The 17,742-nt window shown below is 62.9% G+C and carries 15 protein-coding genes; 8 read left to right on the top strand and 7 right to left on the bottom strand.

All coding sequences use genetic code 11. The features are described from left to right. Window positions 1–290: 290 nt before the first annotated feature. The gene (locus tag CP556_RS07435) at window positions 291–2,123 is read right to left on the bottom strand and encodes a Cdc6/Cdc18 family protein (protein ID WP_098725036.1); all 1,833 of its coding nucleotides are present in this window, start codon (window positions 2,121–2,123) and stop codon (window positions 291–293) included. 1,337 nt (window positions 2,124–3,460) lie between these two features. Between CP556_RS07435 and CP556_RS07430 the strand changes: the two genes are divergently transcribed. The 5 genes from CP556_RS07430 to CP556_RS07415 all read left to right on the top strand — a co-directional run bounded on the left by CP556_RS07430 (window position 3,461) and on the right by CP556_RS07415 (window position 6,827). After that, window positions 3,461–4,099 (top strand): Era-like GTP-binding protein, encoded by a 639-nt coding sequence (locus tag CP556_RS07430; protein WP_098725035.1) that lies wholly within the window; start codon window positions 3,461–3,463, stop codon window positions 4,097–4,099. Between the two features lie 5 nt (window positions 4,100–4,104). Then, complete coding sequence (locus CP556_RS07425; RefSeq protein ID WP_098727316.1) at window positions 4,105–4,506, top strand: DUF2073 domain-containing protein; 402 nt, start codon at window positions 4,105–4,107, stop codon at window positions 4,504–4,506. Beyond that, window positions 4,506–5,510, top strand: a complete 1,005-nt coding sequence (locus CP556_RS07420; RefSeq protein WP_098725034.1) for an OapC/ArvC family zinc-ribbon domain-containing protein — start codon at window positions 4,506–4,508, stop codon at window positions 5,508–5,510. Before CP556_RS07425 ends, CP556_RS07420 begins: the two co-directional genes overlap by 1 nt. Before the next feature lie 445 nt (window positions 5,511–5,955). Beyond that, complete coding sequence (locus tag CP556_RS27540; RefSeq protein WP_486187772.1) at window positions 5,956–6,045, top strand: hypothetical protein; 90 nt, start codon at window positions 5,956–5,958, stop codon at window positions 6,043–6,045. Continuing rightward, window positions 6,045–6,827: a DUF7089 family protein gene (locus tag CP556_RS07415; protein WP_098725033.1), complete on the top strand. Its 783-nt coding sequence runs from the start codon at window positions 6,045–6,047 to the stop codon at window positions 6,825–6,827. The genes CP556_RS27540 and CP556_RS07415 overlap by 1 nt, the downstream gene beginning before the upstream one ends. 147 nt (window positions 6,828–6,974) lie before the next feature. Here the strand turns inward: CP556_RS07415 and CP556_RS07410 are convergent, their stop codons facing one another. Continuing rightward, a complete protein-coding gene (locus tag CP556_RS07410; RefSeq protein WP_098725032.1) occupies window positions 6,975–7,553 on the bottom strand; it encodes a DUF7090 family protein in 579 nt (192 codons plus the stop codon). A gap of 402 nt (window positions 7,554–7,955) precedes the next feature. Here CP556_RS07410 and CP556_RS07405 point away from each other — a divergent pair, with 402 nt between their 5' ends. After that, complete coding sequence (locus CP556_RS07405) at window positions 7,956–8,636, top strand: class I SAM-dependent methyltransferase (RefSeq protein ID WP_098725031.1); 681 nt, start codon at window positions 7,956–7,958, stop codon at window positions 8,634–8,636. A 311-nt stretch (window positions 8,637–8,947) separates the two neighbouring features. On the opposite strand, the gene CP556_RS07400 is transcribed toward CP556_RS07405, so the two are convergent. Continuing rightward, a complete protein-coding gene (locus tag CP556_RS07400) occupies window positions 8,948–9,529 on the bottom strand; it encodes a DUF1684 domain-containing protein (RefSeq protein WP_098725030.1) in 582 nt (193 codons plus the stop codon). A 139-nt stretch (window positions 9,530–9,668) separates the two neighbouring features. Here CP556_RS07400 and CP556_RS07395 point away from each other — a divergent pair, with 139 nt between their 5' ends. Both CP556_RS07395 and CP556_RS07390 read left to right on the top strand, forming a co-directional pair. Beyond that, complete coding sequence (locus tag CP556_RS07395) at window positions 9,669–12,044, top strand: ATP-dependent DNA helicase (RefSeq protein ID WP_098725029.1); 2,376 nt, start codon at window positions 9,669–9,671, stop codon at window positions 12,042–12,044. A gap of 178 nt (window positions 12,045–12,222) precedes the next feature. Beyond that, on the top strand, window positions 12,223–14,094 hold the full coding sequence (locus CP556_RS07390) for an SLC13 family permease (RefSeq protein WP_098725028.1): 1,872 nt from the start codon (window positions 12,223–12,225) through the stop codon (window positions 14,092–14,094). A 6-nt stretch (window positions 14,095–14,100) separates the two neighbouring features. Here CP556_RS07390 and CP556_RS07385 read toward each other — a convergent pair whose 3' ends face one another. The 4 genes from CP556_RS07385 to CP556_RS07370 form a co-directional block, all read right to left on the bottom strand. Next, entirely contained in the window at window positions 14,101–14,292 is a 192-nt protein-coding gene (locus CP556_RS07385) for a hypothetical protein (protein ID WP_098725027.1), read from the bottom strand. Window positions 14,293–14,373: 81 nt separating this feature from the next. Next, window positions 14,374–14,685: a hypothetical protein gene (locus CP556_RS07380; RefSeq protein ID WP_098725026.1), complete on the bottom strand. Its 312-nt coding sequence runs from the start codon at window positions 14,683–14,685 to the stop codon at window positions 14,374–14,376. Between the two features lie 99 nt (window positions 14,686–14,784). Continuing rightward, complete coding sequence (locus CP556_RS07375; protein WP_098725025.1) at window positions 14,785–15,831, bottom strand: ABC transporter ATP-binding protein; 1,047 nt, start codon at window positions 15,829–15,831, stop codon at window positions 14,785–14,787. Then, window positions 15,828–17,741, bottom strand: a complete 1,914-nt coding sequence (locus CP556_RS07370; protein ID WP_098725024.1) for an ABC transporter permease — start codon at window positions 17,739–17,741, stop codon at window positions 15,828–15,830. Before CP556_RS07370 ends, CP556_RS07375 begins: the two co-directional genes overlap by 4 nt. Between the last annotated feature and the right edge of the window lies 1 nt (window position 17,742).

The following is a 17,742-nucleotide window of genomic DNA, read 5'->3' as shown; positions in this document are numbered from 1 at the left end:
TCGAACGCAAGCGCTCTTTCCCGAACTCCCTCCACCGAGCTTTCAACGCTCTCTCGAGTCGAAACGAAGGGGCGAAACACTGTCGATCCATTGCCTCTATCGCGAGCAGAACGTGACGAACGGGACGCGTGAACGGTGTCTGCTGGCTGGAGGACTCGCTCGAGAACGAGTTGACGATCAGCAAACGCTGAAAAAGCCGGTGTCGCCCGTGATCGACTCAGCGTCCAGCGGTATCGCTTCCACTATTGGTGGGAGCGCCACAGTGTTGAACGGAGCCGTCGTCAGTTCCCTCAGTTCTCGAACCGGGCCTGAACGAACGGCTGAATGTCGTCGATATCGCTCAAACGGGAGTCGGAAAGCAACACGGCCTCCGTCTCTTCGAGTGGAACGGAGAGACTGATTTCCTTCGTCCGACCGTACCGACCTTTCGAGACGACGACGGCGTTGACGATGCCGAGCATGTCGAGTTCGCTGATGAGGTCCGTCACCCGACGCTGGGTCAGCACGTCCGCGTCGATCTCCTCGCAGAGGCGCTTGTAGATGTTGAACACCTCGCCCGTGTTGATGCTGTGGACGCCGTTTTTCTCGAGCAGGATGATCGAGAAGAGCACGAGCTTGCTCTGCGTGGGGAGCGTACGGACGACCTCGACGACGCGATCGAGTTCGATTTTGTCCTGGGCCTGCCGGACGTGATCTTCAACGATCGTCTCGGCCTGCGATCGCTCGGCCAGCTCGCCCGCCGTTCGAAGCAAATCGAGCGCGCGGCGCGCGTCGCCGTGTTCCTGTGCGGCGAAGGCCGCACACAGCGGGATGACGTCGTCGGAAAGCGCACCCCCTTGGAACGCGACGTCGGAACGGTGTTCCAGGATATCCCGCAGCTGATTCGCGTCGTACGGCGGGAAGACGATCTCCTCCTCGCCCAGCGAGGATTTGACCCGCGGATCGAGGAAGTCGGTGAACTTCAGGTCGTTCGAGATACCGATGATCGACACCCGCGAGTTCTCGAGTTCGGAGTTCATCCGCGAGAGGTTGTAGAGCGTGTCGTCGCCGCTTTTCTCGACGAGTTTGTCGATCTCGTCGAGCATGATGACGACGACCCGCTCGTCGTAGTCGACCGCATCGAAGAAGACGCTGTAGACCCGGTCGGTCGGCCAGCCGGTCATCGGAACCTCCTCGAAGGACTCCTTGTCCGCCTCGAGGTCGTCGATTTCGGCTTCGATCGCCTCGCGGTCCTCGAACGACGTCGACTCGAGGGGATGGTCCAATGGGTGCGTCGACGAATCGCCAGCCGACGCGTCATCGGTGCCGTCGCCGGTTCCCCGATCGGTGTTATTGCCGTCTGTCCGATCGGTACTGTCGCCGTCCGTCAGATCAGTGCCGTCGGTGGGACTCGAACGATCGGCGGGATCCGAAGACCCCTCCTTTTCGGGTGGAGAATCGGCCGACTCGGGGCTACTATCGTCTCCAGGTGAATCGTCAGCAATCGATTCTTGTGGGTCGTCAGAAACGAAATCGAACGGATCGGACGCCGTCTGATCGTCTACCAGATCGGTCGAATCGGACGCTTTGGCCGCCTCACGTTCGCGGGCCTCCAGATCGGCATCGTACTCGTCGAGGGCCTCGAGCAGCGATTCGAGTTCCGCAACGCGTTCGTCGATCCGCTCTTCGTTCTTTTCGATGAACTTGTTCGCGAGTTGTGCGAGTACGCGATACTGCGTATCGGTGACCTCGCAGTTGATGTACTCGACGTCACACGGGACGCTGTACTTCTGCGAGGTGCTCTCGAGTTCCTTGCTGACGAATTTCGCGCTTGCGGTTTTGCCGGTCCCGGTCTTCCCGTAGATGAGGATGTTCGACGGCGTTTCGCCCCTGAGTGCGGCGACGAGGATCGTCGCCATCTTGTTGATTTGGTCGCTCCGGTGGGGCAGTTCGTGTGGGGTATAGGACGGACGGAGGACTTCCTTGTTCTCGAAGATTGGTTCGCCGCTGAGAAGATCATCGAACAGCCCCTGATTCGACTCCTCGTCATCGAGGTCCGCTTTCTCGAGATTCGTCGAGAATCCACTCGTTCCGTCGATCTCGACCTCGTCTGACCCGTCGATATCTGAGTTGTCGTCTGACATCCGTCGTATACTAGCCCCCTTATTTCGTGTGGAGTGTCGAACCGGGAAGCAGGAATATCATCGTATTATGGCCTCCGTGGGAGGATTCACTGTTTCAGTTTCTCGGTTCGGGTCCAGTTGATGCAAACGAAACAGAGGAAAACCACGCTAATAAATTCTTCCTTTCCCCGCGCTCCGTGCCGGGACATCGACATCGGTTGCGGACGATCGAGCCGTGAATCGTTCGGAGAGATCACTGACGTATTGGCTCCGTGGGACCAGCAGTCGGAGCGAACAGCTCGCCGAGAGTCCGGATTACTAATTTTGTATATCTTGTTTTCGTATGCGTGAGCTTTATTGGAGGAGTGATTTGGAAGGGGAATATCCGTCTAATCGAGTGGTTTTGAAGATCGTCTACTCGAAAAGAGGGGGTGGGGATTCGATCGGTTCCCCGCGAGATACTCCGAGTGAGAGTGGAGAGTAACGTGGTAGGAGAGGATGAGAAGGAGAGTGAGACTCTGAGAGAGAATATGTGTGGGATGTCACATGATGTGGTATATTGCGGGACATTGCTGAATATGTAGGTAGGTAACACATGACAAGGCAATTCGGCCGACCCCCCCCCCACCCCTTCGTTTCGGGTGGAACAGTCAGAAGGAGGGAGGGGGGTGAAACAGGGGTCTATACAAGCGAATCTTTATGTGGATGGCACAGAAAATGTACCCGTAGAACTAGCAGACAAAACCATATTACTAGGTTGGTTGTTTGTATTGCTAGGACCAACTAGAATCTTTTTCTGGAACTGTAGGGACTACTAGACTACAGTATTTGTTACTAGAACCCTCTTGATTGGTCGATTCGACCGTCTCTGGCCTCAACGATTCGTCTCGAGTCGAAGGAAGGGGGTATTAGACCGACAACTCCGCCGATCGTTGAGCCGTGCCCTCGTTCGTCTCCACTCGAAACGAAGGGGTGGGGGGCTCGAATCGTTAGTTGTGGTGTGTTATCTTGCCGCAAGGTTATTGTGGTGTGTTATCTCACCATAATTATCTCACCATAATTGAGTTACCAGTCAGATCCGCTATTTCCCGGTTTCATCATCTCCAATTTTCATCATCTCAAATCGCAGATTTCGGATCACTACTCCGCTCGATTCAGAAACTCCACTCGGTTCAGAAACAATCGCGTCGTCCCTTCGTGACTCGAGCAATTCAGATCCACTCGCGACTCGAGTTTTCGTTTCATCCCGTATTCCGACACTCAGCTCGACCGAATTGTCAACACGTCTGACGTAGGCTTAAGTGAGTTCGCTCAGTAGTACGCGCAGATGCACCCCGCGGTGCTGGAGGCCCCCACAGATGGGACTATTCACAGAACTCAAAGATAGTATCTCTCGGGCTGCGGATCGCCTGTTTTCGGAACAGGAGCCCAAACGAATCGGTATCTACGGTCCGCCCAACGCTGGCAAAACAACGCTCGCAAACCGTATCGCGCGTGACTGGACCGGTGACGCAGTCGGTACGGAGAGTCACGTCCCTCACGAGACACGTCGTGCACGTCGGAAGGAAAACGTCGAGATCGAACGGGACGGCAAGACGGTGACCATCGATATCGTCGACACGCCCGGCGTGACGACGAAGGTCGATTACGAGGAGTTCACCGACGAGATGAACGAAGACGACGCCATTCGTCGCTCCCGCGAAGCGACGGAGGGCGTCGCCGAGGCGATGCACTGGTTGCGTGAGGACGTCGACGGCGTTATCTACGTCCTGGATAGTGCGGAGGATCCGATCACGCAGGTCAATACGATGCTGATCGGTATCGTCGAATCCCGTGATCTCCCGGTGCTCATCTTCGCGAACAAGACCGACCTCGAGGAATCGAGCGTCAAGCGGATCGAGGACGCCTTTCCGCAGCACACGACCGTTCCCCTCTCCGCGAAGGAAGGAGAGAACATGGACGAAGTGTACGGGAAGATCGCGGAGTACTTCGGGTGATATCGATGCCGAAAGCAACCAACGCAGACGATTCGGAGCCGGCCGACGGCGTACAGATCGACCTGATGAGCGGCGAGCGCATGGACGGCATGGCGACGATGGAGAAGATCAGAATGATCTTGGACGGCGTCCACGACGGCAACATCGTCATCCTCGAGGAGGGGTTGACGCCCGACGAGGAGAGCCGACTCATCGAGGTGACGATGGCCGAGATCAGTCCCGACGAGTTCAACGGGATCGAGATCGAGACCTATCCGAAGTCCGAGACCCGCGACTCGTCGTTACTCGGCCGGATCATGGGTAACGACGAGACGGAGGCGAAGCTGACGGTGATCGGACCGGCGAACCAGATCGAGACGCTCCACAAGGACGAAACGCTCATCAGCGCGCTCGTGTCCCGTAACTAATGCCACACCAGTGTACGAACTGCGGCCGGACGTTCGATGACGGCTCCAAGGAGATGCTGTCGGGCTGTCCCGATTGCGGTGGGAACAAGTTCCAGTTCGCACCGACTACCGCGGCCGCAGCTGAATCGTTCGACGGGGACGCCACCGCTGGATCGGCCGAGTCCGTCACCGGTGTCGAATCCGCCGGTGTCGCCGATTCGGCCGACGGTCCCGGCACGACGGACCCGTCCACCGAATCTGACAGCGTCACGACGCGCGCCGCGGAGACGGTTCGCGATTGGATGCCCGGTGGCTCCTCGGGCACTTCGGACCCCGCGGAGCCGTCGCCGAGAGTGGATGCCGGTTCAGGCGTCCACTCTCCATCCGAGACTCCATCGGAGTCTCCACCCGGTGATTCGGAACCATCCTCGAAGTCGGACAAATCCTGGCCCTCGAGCGGGAGACCCGACACCACCGAACCGGACGCCTCGGCGGAGGGAGAGTTCGCCGACTGGCCGGAGACGGCGCGGCGACCCGAGGACCGATCCGGCGCAACGAGCGAGCCGCCGGATGAGGAGTCCGTCGATGTCGAACACTCGAGCGAGCGACCCGACGGTCCAACCACGACGATCGACGACGAGAACTCGGCGCAGGCCGACGCCCGCAGTGAGGTCGTTCGCCCGGACGATCTTCCCGCTCATTCCGACGGATTCGATCCAGCCGAGACTGAGCGCGACGGTGCTGGTGGCGGCGCAGTTGACGCCTCGACGACCGGATCCGACGCCCCGCCGGAACATGGCCGCGTCGTCAGCGAACCCAGCGGGGATCGTCCGTCGATCGAAGATCTCCGGGAGGAACTCAACGAACAGTTCGAGAGCATCAAGATCGTTCGCCCGGGCCAGTACGAACTCAACCTGATGGAACTCTACAATCGCGACGAGTACATCATCTCCCTGCAGGAGGACGGCCGGTACGTCATCGATGTTCCGGATTCGTGGCGCGAGGGCGACGACAGCGACGATTGAGTGAGCCGAACGTCAGCATAGCTGATCGAATCGTCGAAAATCATGTGTTCGGCAATGAACCATCCTCGAAATGACACCGGATCGTTTCTACTGCAGAACCATTATATTCTCCGATAGAAGCTATCCTCTCGACAAATCTGTGTCCACTCGAAATGTTGGTCTCAAACGACACGACGACCGACAGCCTGAGAGCTGATTCTCCGGATACCCTCGAATTCGCAGCATTTTCTGTCGAGCCGTCGGCTCGACGAGAAACGACGGGAGTTCCACGAGAGGCAGGGGGTGTCGACACGGGGGTCATCGCTTGCCGAACTCCCTCGAGCCAATTGCGCACTCGAAGCGACTGGCGGTATAGAGAGCGTTCGAAGCGAAGAGGAGCCTTTGAAGCGAGGAGTAGCGAGCCGAGACAGATGGATTTAAGCGATACGGAACCGACGCCTCGAGTATGAGCACCGCAACCAAGGTCGTTCTCACGACGGTCGCCGTATCGGCACTGCTGTCGATTTTGCTCGTTTTCCAGACCGCATTCGCCTGATGTTCGCGGCGCGTCCACTTTCGGATTGGGTCGAGGCCGTCCGCAAGGAGCGCGCGCCCGACGTTCGGGTCCTCGACTGCGAGCGTGACTTCGAGACGCTACCGCCGGCGCACGCCGAGGATCTCGGTCTGCTTGTCGATACCCTCGAGCCCGCGAGCTATCCAGCTGACTGGCTCCCTGACGACGCGCCGACGCTGCTCGCTCGATACGCGAGTTCGGATCTCACGATCGGGATGCCGGGAGACGGTAGCGTCGCCTGGACCCGTCAGACCGAGCCGCCGATCGCCATCGTCAAACCGCGGGTCGAGGGCTCACCCCACGCGTTCATCGACTTTCTGATCGCCGAGGCGCTCATCCAACTCGATCTCGGAGTCCCCGAGCACTTCATCGGCTTCTTCGAGGAGTCGTATCGCGACCTCGATCAAGCCGTACCACTCGACCCGAACGACACCTACCAGGTCGCTGCGGCGCTGTACGACGGTTGGATCGGTTTGCAGACTCGTGAGGTCTTCGCGGACTGGCACGACGACCATTCCGAACTCGCTGACGCCTGGCAGGACGCGGGAACGCGACTCGAGGACCGCGTTTCAGGGCTGTCGCGTGCGGTCGCTCGCGGTGACACGGACTTCGCGGACGCGACCGAACTCGCGTGTGCGGCGATCAAGCACGCGATCGAACTGCCGGCTCCCTTCGCCGCGCTCGACACTGACGCTTATCTGGATCACGGGCCGGCGTACGCGATCCAGTGGGCCGAGAAAACGTTCGACTCGATCGAGAACTGATCGCTTCCAGTCATGCGAGTCGAAAGCCCACGCCCGTTGTTTCGAGCGTAGATTCTCCTGAAGAGGCGTCGGTGAACGAAAACTGATACGGGGAATCGGGAACGAAAGGCGCCGACAAAAACAGCGGTGCGTGTTGTCGGTCGCTACTTAAAATTCGGTGTCGACGCTGCCGTCCTCATCGAGGTCGATGACGCCGTCAAACAGCCCGCGGAACTGATCGACGAGCGCCTCGTCGTGGGGATCCTCCGAGAGGTGGAAGAGGCCGACGGCATCGTGTTCTGCGAGCAGTTCGAGGATCCGTTCGACCGCCTCGAGGGCCTGGTCGTCGCCGGCGTAGTAGGCGAGTTCGGTGACGGAGTCGAAACTGATGCGGAGTTTGCCGTCGTGGCCGTCGAGGAAGCCGTCGATGTGCTCGACGATGCCGTCGATGTCGTCGGGGGCGGCGACGTAGTGGACGGTGTCGCTCGAGCGCCGCGAGTAGCCGCGTTCGATGCTGAGCGTGTCGAGGATCTCGGCGCATTCTTCGTCGACGTCGTAGTACTCGAGTTTCTGCCTGACCTCGCGGGCGGTGGTTCGCGTGGAGACGACGAGGAAGTTGTCGGTATCGATCTTGAGGAAATCAGTGTCGATACGGTCCGTTTCGCCGGTACTCGGATGCAAGAGGAGTACGCCGGTCCCGCCCGGAATCGTTTCCGGGGTCCCGTCTATTTCGAGCGCATAATCCATATTGACGTGAACAACTTTCGGCACTCCCTTAAGATTGCGGATGTATCTTCCACGGCAGAGACACGTCCGAAAACGGCGGAAGGGTCTCGAAAACTGGCGAGGTGGGACAGAACGACTCACCGAGCGTCGAACTCGAAATCCGGATGCCCACGGATTTCGGTCACTGACGACCCTTCGATTCCATAATTTAGGCCCACCTAAAAGAATCTGTCGGTGATTCTCGCGACGGTGAGAACGATGCCGGTGTCGCCGGGAGTTACTGCGAAACGAGCGCTACGAAACAACCGAGCGCTACGAAGGGAGTTATCGCAGTCAGAACTGCAACCGGATATTACCGGTGTCCATGCGAACGACCAGTGTCCATGCGAACGAGTTTATTCGTGCGCCTCCCATCGGCCGCATATGACCGTCCGCGAGGAGTTCGACGAGTGGGCAACGAGCGGCCGAGACAGGGGGATGGAGGATCGCCACTGGCACACCGCCAAGCACGCCCTCGCACGGATGCCCGTCGAGTCCGGCGATACGATTCTCGATCTCGGCTGCGGAAGCGGGTACGCCGGCCGGGCACTCCGAGACACCAGAGACGCCGGTCGGGTCTACGGCCTCGATGGCGCACCGGAGATGGCCCGCAATGCGGCCGGCTATACGGACGACGAGGACGTCGGCTACGTCGTGGGTGACTTCGACGCGCTCCCCTTCGCTGACGACTCGATCGACCACGTCTGGAGTATGGAATCGTTCTACTACGCGGCGGACCCGCATCAGACGCTCGAGGAGATCGCGCGCGTCCTCCGACCCGGTGGCACCGTCTACTGTGCGGTCAACTACTACGAAGAGAACGTCCACTCCCACGAGTGGCAGGAGTTCATCACGATCGAGATGACGCGCTGGGATCGCGAGCAGTACCGCGAGGCGTTTCGCGATGCGGGGCTATCCGTCGCCGAACAGGATACTATTCCCGACCGCGAGATCACGATCCCCGACGAGAGCGAGTTTCCGCTCGAGGATTGGGATACTCGCGAGGACATGGTCGAGCGCTACCGCGAGTTCGGGACGCTGCTGACCGTCGGCGTCGCTCCCTGAACGCCGGATCGGTGCGCGCGATTATCTGACGCGAGGCAATTTTCCGACGCGGATCCTCTCCCTTCTCTTCTTCCCCATCGGTTCGTCGGATACGTCCCGAATCGGCGGCTGAACCCCCCAATTTCCACTCGAGACGCCCATTCCTCCGCGACAGCCCCCAACACGCCCGGTGGCTCGAGTCGAAACGCACCCGTGGTGGGGTTGAGAGCCGTACTGACTGCTATAGCGAGCACTCGAGGGCTACCGAATTCGACCCGTGCGTGACTACCGAGTCGAGAGATGGGGTGGGAGAGACTGCGACGACGAGCGAGTTACTCGTCCCGTTCGCCCGCCGGAATCGCTATTTCGAGCCAGTTTTCCTCGGGCGGGAGCGGGCAGTCGAACGTCTCGCTGTAGGCACAAAACGGCGAGTACGCGAGGTTGAAGTCCACGACGATCTCGTCGCCGGTCGTCAGGTCCCGTTCGGACTCGAGTTCCATGTATCGACCACCGTCGTAGGTCTGCTGGCCGGTCGTCTTGTCCCGGAACGGCACGAACAAGGGCTCCTCGTTCGGACTCTCCTGCTGGTAGGCCGCGAGTTCGAACGTGCCGTTTTCTAAGTCGTCGTCCTCGCGGTCGAGTTCGAACTCGAGCGTGACAACGCGGAGGTAGCGCATCTCGCGGCCTGCGGTGGTCTCCATCGACACGACCTCCGGATCGTCGTGAGCAGTTGCAGTCGCGCTCACGCGGTAGGCCGGGTCCGGCTCGAAGTAGTCAAGCCCGTCGAACTCGTCTCGCTCCTCCGGCGGAATCGGCGACTGTGGATGGTCTGCGAAAAACTCGTCTTTCTCGGCGCGTTTCGACTCGAGTTCGTCGCGCCAGCGGTCGACGTCAATGGAGTCGGTGTCGCTCATGGCCGATCTAGGCGGGCGGGACTGGAAGGCGTTACGTTCCGTTCGGCCGTCGGCTTTTATTCACCTGACATTCATATACCATCGCGCGGCCAATCCACTCCGTCAACGCTATGGACGACCGACGATGAGTACGGCAAGAATGACGAATTGGCGGACGGTGTTCGGCCACCCCCAACCCTACGAGCCCCAGGTCGACGGTATCGAGGCGGCCATCGAGACCGGACAGGATGGCGGCTATTCCGTCATCGAAGGTGCCTGTGGGACCGGGAAGACGATGATCGCGCTCACCGCGGGGATCGACCTCGTGCGCGACCCGGACACCGACTACGAACGCGTGCTCGTGCTCACGAGCGTCAAACAGCAACTGCGACAGTTCGAGGAGGACCTCGAGACGATCAACGAGAACCTGCCGGCCGACTGGGACGCGATTTCCGGACTCACGCTGGTCGGGAAGGCCGACGTCTGTCCGTACAACCGCGAGAGAGCGGCGGGGTTCGACGACGGCAACGTCTACGACCGCTGTGAGACCCTGCGCGAGCGCACCCGCGATCTCACCGGCGAGGGCGGCGATACGACCGCACAGAATCTGGCCGCTCGTGCCCGAAGCCAGCAGATCGGACTGGCAGACAGCGGTAGCCAGTCCAAGAATACGTTTCTCGAGACCGCGGGCGAACCGACATCGTACCCGCCGGCGCTCCCCGAGTACGGCGATGGCGGGCCCGTGGGCGCAGAAACCGAGTACTGCCCGTTCTACGCGCAGTACCTCGAGGACCTGCCGGACGACGAGGAGAACGGATCGGCCGCGGAGGCGGTTCCGTACGACTTCACCGACGCCGGGATGGTCTCCCCGGAGGAACTGGTCGCCCGCTCGGTGAAACACGGCACCTGTCCCCACTCCGTGATGGGGGCCGCTCTCGGCGAGGTCGAGGTCGTGATCGGCAACTACTACCACGCGTTCGACCCCCGAACCGTCGGCTCCTTTACCGGCGCGTTACTCGACGAGTCGACGTACGTCGTCTGCGACGAGGCCCACATGCTGGAACCGCGCGTCCGCGACCTGGTCAGCGAGGGCGTCGCCGACAGCACGCTCCGGGACGCCGAAACCGAACTCTCGCGGGTCATCCAGCCGATCAAGTTCGAGCGCGAAGGGAGGCAGGCCGAAGGCGGCTCCAAGACCGCCGACGCAGACCTCGTTCGCGCGGAACTCAACGACAGCGACGTCTCTTACGAGGAGCTCAATCGAACACTCGAATTCGTCCGGGACCTCCGCGAGGAACTCGACCGCCGGGTTACTGCCCACCTCGACCGGAACCACCGGGGCTGGCAGTCTGACCTGAACGATCTCCCCGACGAGGAGATTCCCCTCCGCGATCCGGGCGAGCCCGCCGAGGACGAACTCAGCGAGTGGGCGACCGAGGCGGGGTACGGCGACGCCGACTGGGTCCGCGCCGAGTCCGTCGGTGCGGTCGTCGCGCGGATCCTGAACGAGGCCGAGGACGAGGATCGAACCCGCGCCGCACCCGCCGTCGGCCGAGTCCTCGGCGAGTGGTATCGACAGGGCCACACCGATTACTTCCGGGAGATCGAACTCGAGCGCACGTGGGACGACACCGAGCCCGCGGACTCGTGGCGGCGGGCCTACAACGCTCGGCTGGCCCTGCACAACTGCGTCCCCAGCGACGCCATCGGCGACCGTCTCGCCATGTTCGGCGGCGGGATTCTGATGAGCGCGACCCTCGAGCCGATGGACGCCTTCACCGAAGTCACGGGACTCCAGTACCTCGCACGCGAGGAAGATCGACCGGTCGTCGAGCGGCGGTACGGACTCCACTTCCCCGCCGAAAACCGCGAGAGCTTCGCGGTCGCCGCACCGAAATACACCTACGATAATCGCGGCAGTCCGGGAGAAACCAATCCGACGCGGCGATCCTACGCCAACGCGATCGCGAAAGTCGCGCAGCTTTCCGGTAACGTCCTCGTCGGGATGCCCAGTTACGCCGAGGCCGAGTGGGCCGCCGGCGTCCTCGAGGATCGAGTCGAAAAGCCGGTTCTGCTCGACGCCGCGAGCGACGACGAGACCACGCAGTCGCTCAAAGACGAGTTCTTCGCGGGCGAGGGGAAGGTGCTCGTCACGAGCCTGCGGGGGACGCTGACCGAGGGCGTCGACTACAGCGGCGACCGCCTCGCCGCGGCGGTCGTCTGCGGCGTTCCGATCGTCAACACCTCGAGCCCGCGGACGAAGGCCGTCCGCCGAGCCTACGACGACGAGTTCGGCGATGGCTTCACCTATGCACTCACCATTCCTGCAGTTCGGAAGGCCAGGCAGGCCATCGGCCGCGTCATCCGCAGCCCCGAAGACGTCGGCGTTCGCGTTCTGCTCGACGAGCGCTACGCCCGCGATAGCTGGGACTCCGTTCGGCCCTATCTGCCCGATACCGACGAGTTCCAGCCCGTCAGTCCCGACATGCTCGACGTCGGCCTCGAGCGATTTCGGTCGCGGCTCGCCTCCCAGTAGCGAGTGATCGCGTCGATCGGCCGTCAGTAGGGGCCTCGAGCGAGTTCGCCCCGAATCGGGGCCTTCAAGCGCCAGCGCCAGAGAAGTGGGACCGTCAACTGTGTCCGGACTGCTTCCACTCGAGACTGGCATTGCCCCACTGGCTGCCGACTCGAGTTCGCTGGCAGTAACGCCCGAGATGCTGGTCGTCTTTGGGATCATCGGTCTCGCGCTCGTGTTGTTCGTTACTGAACTGCTCCCGGTCGACGTGACCGCCATTCTGATTATGGTGTTGCTGATGGTGTTGGGAGCCGACGGCGTCGTGAACTTCACCGAAATTTCGACGGCAGAGGGGACGTCGGGCTTCTCGAACTCGGCGACGATCACCGTGCTGGCGATGCTCATTCTCAGTTCGGGGATCAGTCAGACGGGGGTCGTCCAGATACTCGGGCGGAAGATGTCCGCGTTCGCGGGCGACGACCTCGACAAACAGCTACTGGCGACGATCGGCGTCAGCGGCCCGATCTCCGGCTTCATCAACAACACGCCGGTCGTCGCAATCCTCGTTCCCGTCATCTCCGATATCGCTCACAAGGGGAAGACATCGCCCTCGAAACTCCTGATCCCCCTCTCATACGCCTCGATGTTCGGCGGGATGCTCACGCTTATCGGCACCTCGACGAACATCCTCGCGAGCGACGTCTCCGAACGGCTGCTCGGGCAGCCGTTCTCGATGTTCGAGTTCACCAAGCTCGGAATCATCGTCCTGCTCGTCGGCAGTATCTATCTCATGACCATCGGCCACCGACTGTTACCCGAGCGCGTCCCCGTCGAGGAGGACTACGTCCAGGACTATGCCATCGAGGAGTACCTGACCGAAGTCGTCGTCGATGAAGACTCGCCGCTGATCGGGACGACCGTCGCCGACGCCATCGACCACGTCGAGTTCGACGCCGACATCCTGCAGGTCGTCCGCGACGACGAGGAGTTCATCGAACCGATCGGCCAGAAGACGCTCCGATCGGGTGACATGCTCCGGCTGCGGGCCGACCGACCGACCGTTCAGCAACTCGTCGATCGGGGGACGCTGACGCTCGCCGGTAGCCCCGAGACCGCCGACGACTTAGAGCCCGAGGCGGTCCCCGACCGGACCCTCGTCGAGATCGTCGTCCCCCGGGGCTCGTTCCTCGTCGGCGAGTCGCTCGAGAGCTCGACGTTTCGCCAGCGCTACGACGCGACCGTACTCGCCTTCCGAAGCCGGGGCGAGACGGTTCGGAGCGACATGGACGAGCGCCGGATCCGAGTGGGCGACACGCTGTTAGTTCAGGCGGCTCCGGACAGCATCGATCGACTGTCGAAAAACGACGACTTCATCGTCGCACACGAACCCGAGGAACCCGATTACCGGACCGAGAAGATCCCCCACGCGGCGGCGATCATGGCGGGTGTCGTCGGCTTCGTCGCCGTTCCGTGGGGCTCGGTCGGCGCTGCGCTCGCCGGCGCGACCGGCGTCGGCGCGTTCGAGGGACTTGCCGCCTTTTCCCTGCCGATCCTCGTGACCGCGCTCGCGGGGGTCGTCGCGATGGTCGCGACGGGCGTCCTCAAACCGACCGAGATCTACGACGCCGTCGAGTGGGACGTGATCTTCCTCTTGGCCGGCATCATCCCGCTCGGGATCGCCCTGGAGCAGACCGGCGGGGCGGATCTCCTGGGAACCCTCGTCGCCTCGACCGGTGCCTACCTCCCGGCCATCGGCGTGTTGTGGGTGTTCTATCTCGCGACGGGCCTCATTACGGGCGTCATCTCGAACAACGCGAGCGTCGTGTTGATGCTCCCGGTGGCCGTCGAGACCGCGACCCAGATCGGCGCGAACCCGTTCGCGTTCGTGCTGGCGGTGACGTTCGCGGCCTCGACCGCGTTCCTCACGCCCGTCGGCTATCAGACGAACCTCTTCGTCTACGGGCCGGGCGGCTACAAGTTCATGGACTTCGTCCGGGTCGGCGCACCGCTGCAGTTGCTGCTCTCCGTCGTCACCGTCTTCGGAATCGCGTTCTTCTGGGGCCTCACGTAGCGACTCTCACTCCTCGGCCTCGCCGCTCTCCTCGGTAGACTCTTCGTCAGCCAGCTCGGAATCGTCCAGTTCGGCTTCGTCCTCGTCCGTCGGTTCGTCCTCGTCGCCGCGCTCGAGTGCTTCGTCCAGTTCCTGTTCGCGCTGGCGCTTCTCCGCGTCGTCGGCCTGCTTGTCTCGGCTGTCTTTGGAGTCTGCCATCGGATCGGATACGGTCGCTGGCGGGATAACACTGTGGCAGCCACTACCGTCCGTCTGCAGACGGGACCGCTCACGGAGCCGTCACCGAGAGATTGCGGGTCGATACGGACGGAGTGCGGCCGCGTTCGGCACCACTCGAACGAGCGCTGAGGCAGGGTTGTACGCCACGCGGTCGCTTGGAGATTTCGCCGCCGTGAGTTTCCAGAACCCGGGCGAATCGAACCGCAGCCGACACAGCCCCCGCTCGTCCGTCCGTACCGACTTCGTTTCGGTCGTAACGACGGCTCCCTCGACGGGCCGTCGTCGGTTATCGCGGACGCGGACGGCGAACTCGGTGCCGACCGCTACCTCGCTCTGCTCGAGGCCGATCCGGAGCTGTCGAGTAACTCTCATGCGGAGTGGTACCACGACTGTCGTGAAAGAGGGCCGCTTGCGTGTTCCGGGCCGGCCGAGACGATTTTCCGCGGCGGCCGAGACGACCGACGACGGTTCTCAATGCGAATCGACGACGTGTGCGTCGTCGGGGTCGAACCCGACCGTCAGTTCGTCGCGGTCGGGAACCGTGGGAAGTCGGAGGACGATCCGCCCACCGTTCCATCGACCGTTGACGCGGACGGTTTCGCCGAGAAATTCGCTGGTCTCGACGCTTACCGTCAGCCGGTTTCGCTCCGCGGACTGCGAGAGCGCGCCTGGCCGCACGCAGAAGGCGAACCGATCGGTTCCGTCGGGCGCGGGCAGCGCGAACCGCTCGCCGTCGACCTCGACCCGCGCGTACTCGCCCTCGCGGCTCCGGACCTCGCCGTCGAAGACGTTGTTGTCGCCGACGAACTCCGCGACGAACCGCGTTTCGGGTTCGCGATAGATCTCCTGCGGTCGGCCGACCTGCTCGACGCGGCCGCCGTTCATGACCGCGAGCCGATCCGAGATCGCCAGCGCCTCCGCCTGATCGTGGGTGACGTAGACGGTCGTGATCTCGAGGTCGGACTGAATCCGTTTGATCTGTCGGCGCAGCGACTCCCGGAGCTGGGCGTCGAGCGCGCTCATCGGCTCGTCGAGCACGAGCAGATCCGGAGCCGGCGCGAGCGCTCGAGCCAGTGCCACCCGCTGTTGCTGGCCCCCGGACAGTTGGTCGGGGCTTCGGTCACCCATCCCCTCGAGATCGACCAGCTCGAGTAGTTCGGCGACGCGTTCGTCGACCGACAGTCCGTCGGGCGGCTCACGAAACTGGAGGCCGTAGCCGACGTTTTCGGAGACGTTCATGTGTGGAAACAGCGCGTAGCTCTGGAAGACGACGCCGACATCCCGTTGTTCGGGCGGGACGCCCGCCATCTCCCGACCGTCGAAGCGGACGGTTCCCTCGGTCGGCTCCTCGAATCCGGCGATCGTCCGCAGCGTGGTCGTCTTTCCGCACCCGGAGGGGCCGACGAGGGTGAAGAACTCCCCGTCGCGAACCGTCAGATCGACGCCCTCGAGCGCGACGGTTCCGGTATCGTCCGCACCGTAGACCTTCGAAACGTTCTCGAGGCGGAGGCCGGTCATCGCTCGAACCTCCCGCCGACGCGGTCGACGACGACGAAGCTCGCGGCCGTGACGCCCAACAGCACCGTCCCCATGGCGATCGCGGGGCCGGAGCGGCGACCGAGATAGCGCTCGACGGCGACGGGCATGGTGTACGCCTCGCTGCCGCTGGCCAAAATCACCGTCGAAGAGAACTCCCCGATCGAGATAGCGAAGGCGAAGGCGGCTCCGGCGACGATGCCGCTGGCCACCAGCGGGAGCTCGACGTCTCGGAGCGCACGATATCGGGAGGCTCCGAGCGCTCGAGCGGACTCGACCATTGCGGGATCGAGATTCGCGAGCAGCGGCGAGACGTTGCGCGTGACGAAGGGATAGGCCGCGACGGCGTGGGCGGCGACGATCGCGACCGCGCCCGTCACCTGGAATCGCCAGCCGCCGGGCAGCGGAATGCCGAAGACGAGGCCCTGTAGCAGGCCGATTCCGAAGACGACGCCGCTGACCGCCAGCGGGAGCATCGCCAGGGTATCGACGATCGCTCCGCCCCGGCCCGCGCGGACCGTCACCACCGAGACGACCACGCCCATCGGCACGGCGACGACCAACGTCGCGACCCCGAAGACGAGCGAGTTCCGGATCGCGATCCACGGCAGCGTCTGGTAGTCGGCTCCCTCGAGCTGGCGCTCGAGCAGGAACGCGTAGTGGCGAAGCGTGAACCCGCTTCCGTCGGTCACGCTCCCCAGGACGAGACTCGCCATCGGGCCCACGAAGACGACGACGGTGACGAGTCCATACCCGATGATCGCCAGTCTGCGCGGTGAGAGCGCCGTCCGGAGATCCGGAAAGAGCGGGGTTCGAGAGGGTGCAGTGGCCCCTCGAGCCAGCCCGGATCGAGCGGACTCGTACCGGAGGTAGGCGTAGGTCAGGGCGAGCGAGAGCACCGTCTCGAGGATCGCGAGCGTCGCGGCCTCGGCGTAGGCGAGCTGTCGAACGCGATCGTAGATCCAGACCTCGACGGTCGCGAGCTGCAGGCCGCCCAGCGCGAGGACGATGGGGAACGTCATGAACGTGAAGATGAAGGTCAACAGCGCGCCGGTCATGACGGCCGGCAGGAGCTGCGGCACGACGATGTCGCGAAACGCCCGGCGGGGACTCGCCCCGAGACTGCGAGCGGTTTCGCCGGCCCGAACGTCGACGGACTCCCAGGCGGCGACGGTGACGCGGGCCACCAGCGGCGCGTTGTAGAACGCGTGAGCGACGATCACGATCGCGAGCGGGTTCCACTCGATGAACGGGAACGGCCCGAGTCCGCCGATCGCGAGGAGCTGGTTGAGCGTCCCCGTCCGTCCGAACATCGCGTAGAAGCCGACGGCGACCATGATTCCCGGCAGGACGAAGGGGAGGATCGTCAGCGAGCGCAGCGTCCGTCGACCGCGGAACTCGTAGTTCGCGAGGACGTACGCGGCGGGTAGTCCCAGGGCGAGACTCGCGATCGTCGACAGCGCGGCCTGATAGGCCGTAAAGCCGAACAACCCCTTGCGAAACGCCGGGAGCTCGAAACTCGGCCACGGTACCGGCAGCGGAATTCCGGGGAGCGGGTACTCGAGCGACACCGTGATCGAGACGGCCGTCAGCCAGCCGACGAGCGACTCGAGGTGCGTTCTCACCGCCAGCGGCTCTGCGAAAACGTCCGCGAGCACCCCGAAATAGAACGGGTCGGTGAGGACCGCGCGGAAGAACGCGAGGGTCGCTGTGCCGTCGTCGAAGACGGCGTTGACGAAGACGACGCCGACCGGGAAGTAGAGCATGACGGCGAGGACGGCAGCTGTCGCGAGCGCCGTCAGGGCGAGCGCGCGGCGCTCGAGCCAGCGGCGAGCGGTGGCGGATCGCCGTCGAAGTCCGGCTCCCCGCTCGGACCGTTCCGGTCGAGACACG

The sequence above is a fragment of the Natrinema sp. CBA1119 genome (genome assembly GCF_002572525.1).
GTDB lineage: Archaea > Halobacteriota > Halobacteria > Halobacteriales > Natrialbaceae > Natrinema.
Note: the sequence above shows the minus strand (reverse complement) of the source record. Positions and strands in the feature narration are given on the sequence as shown.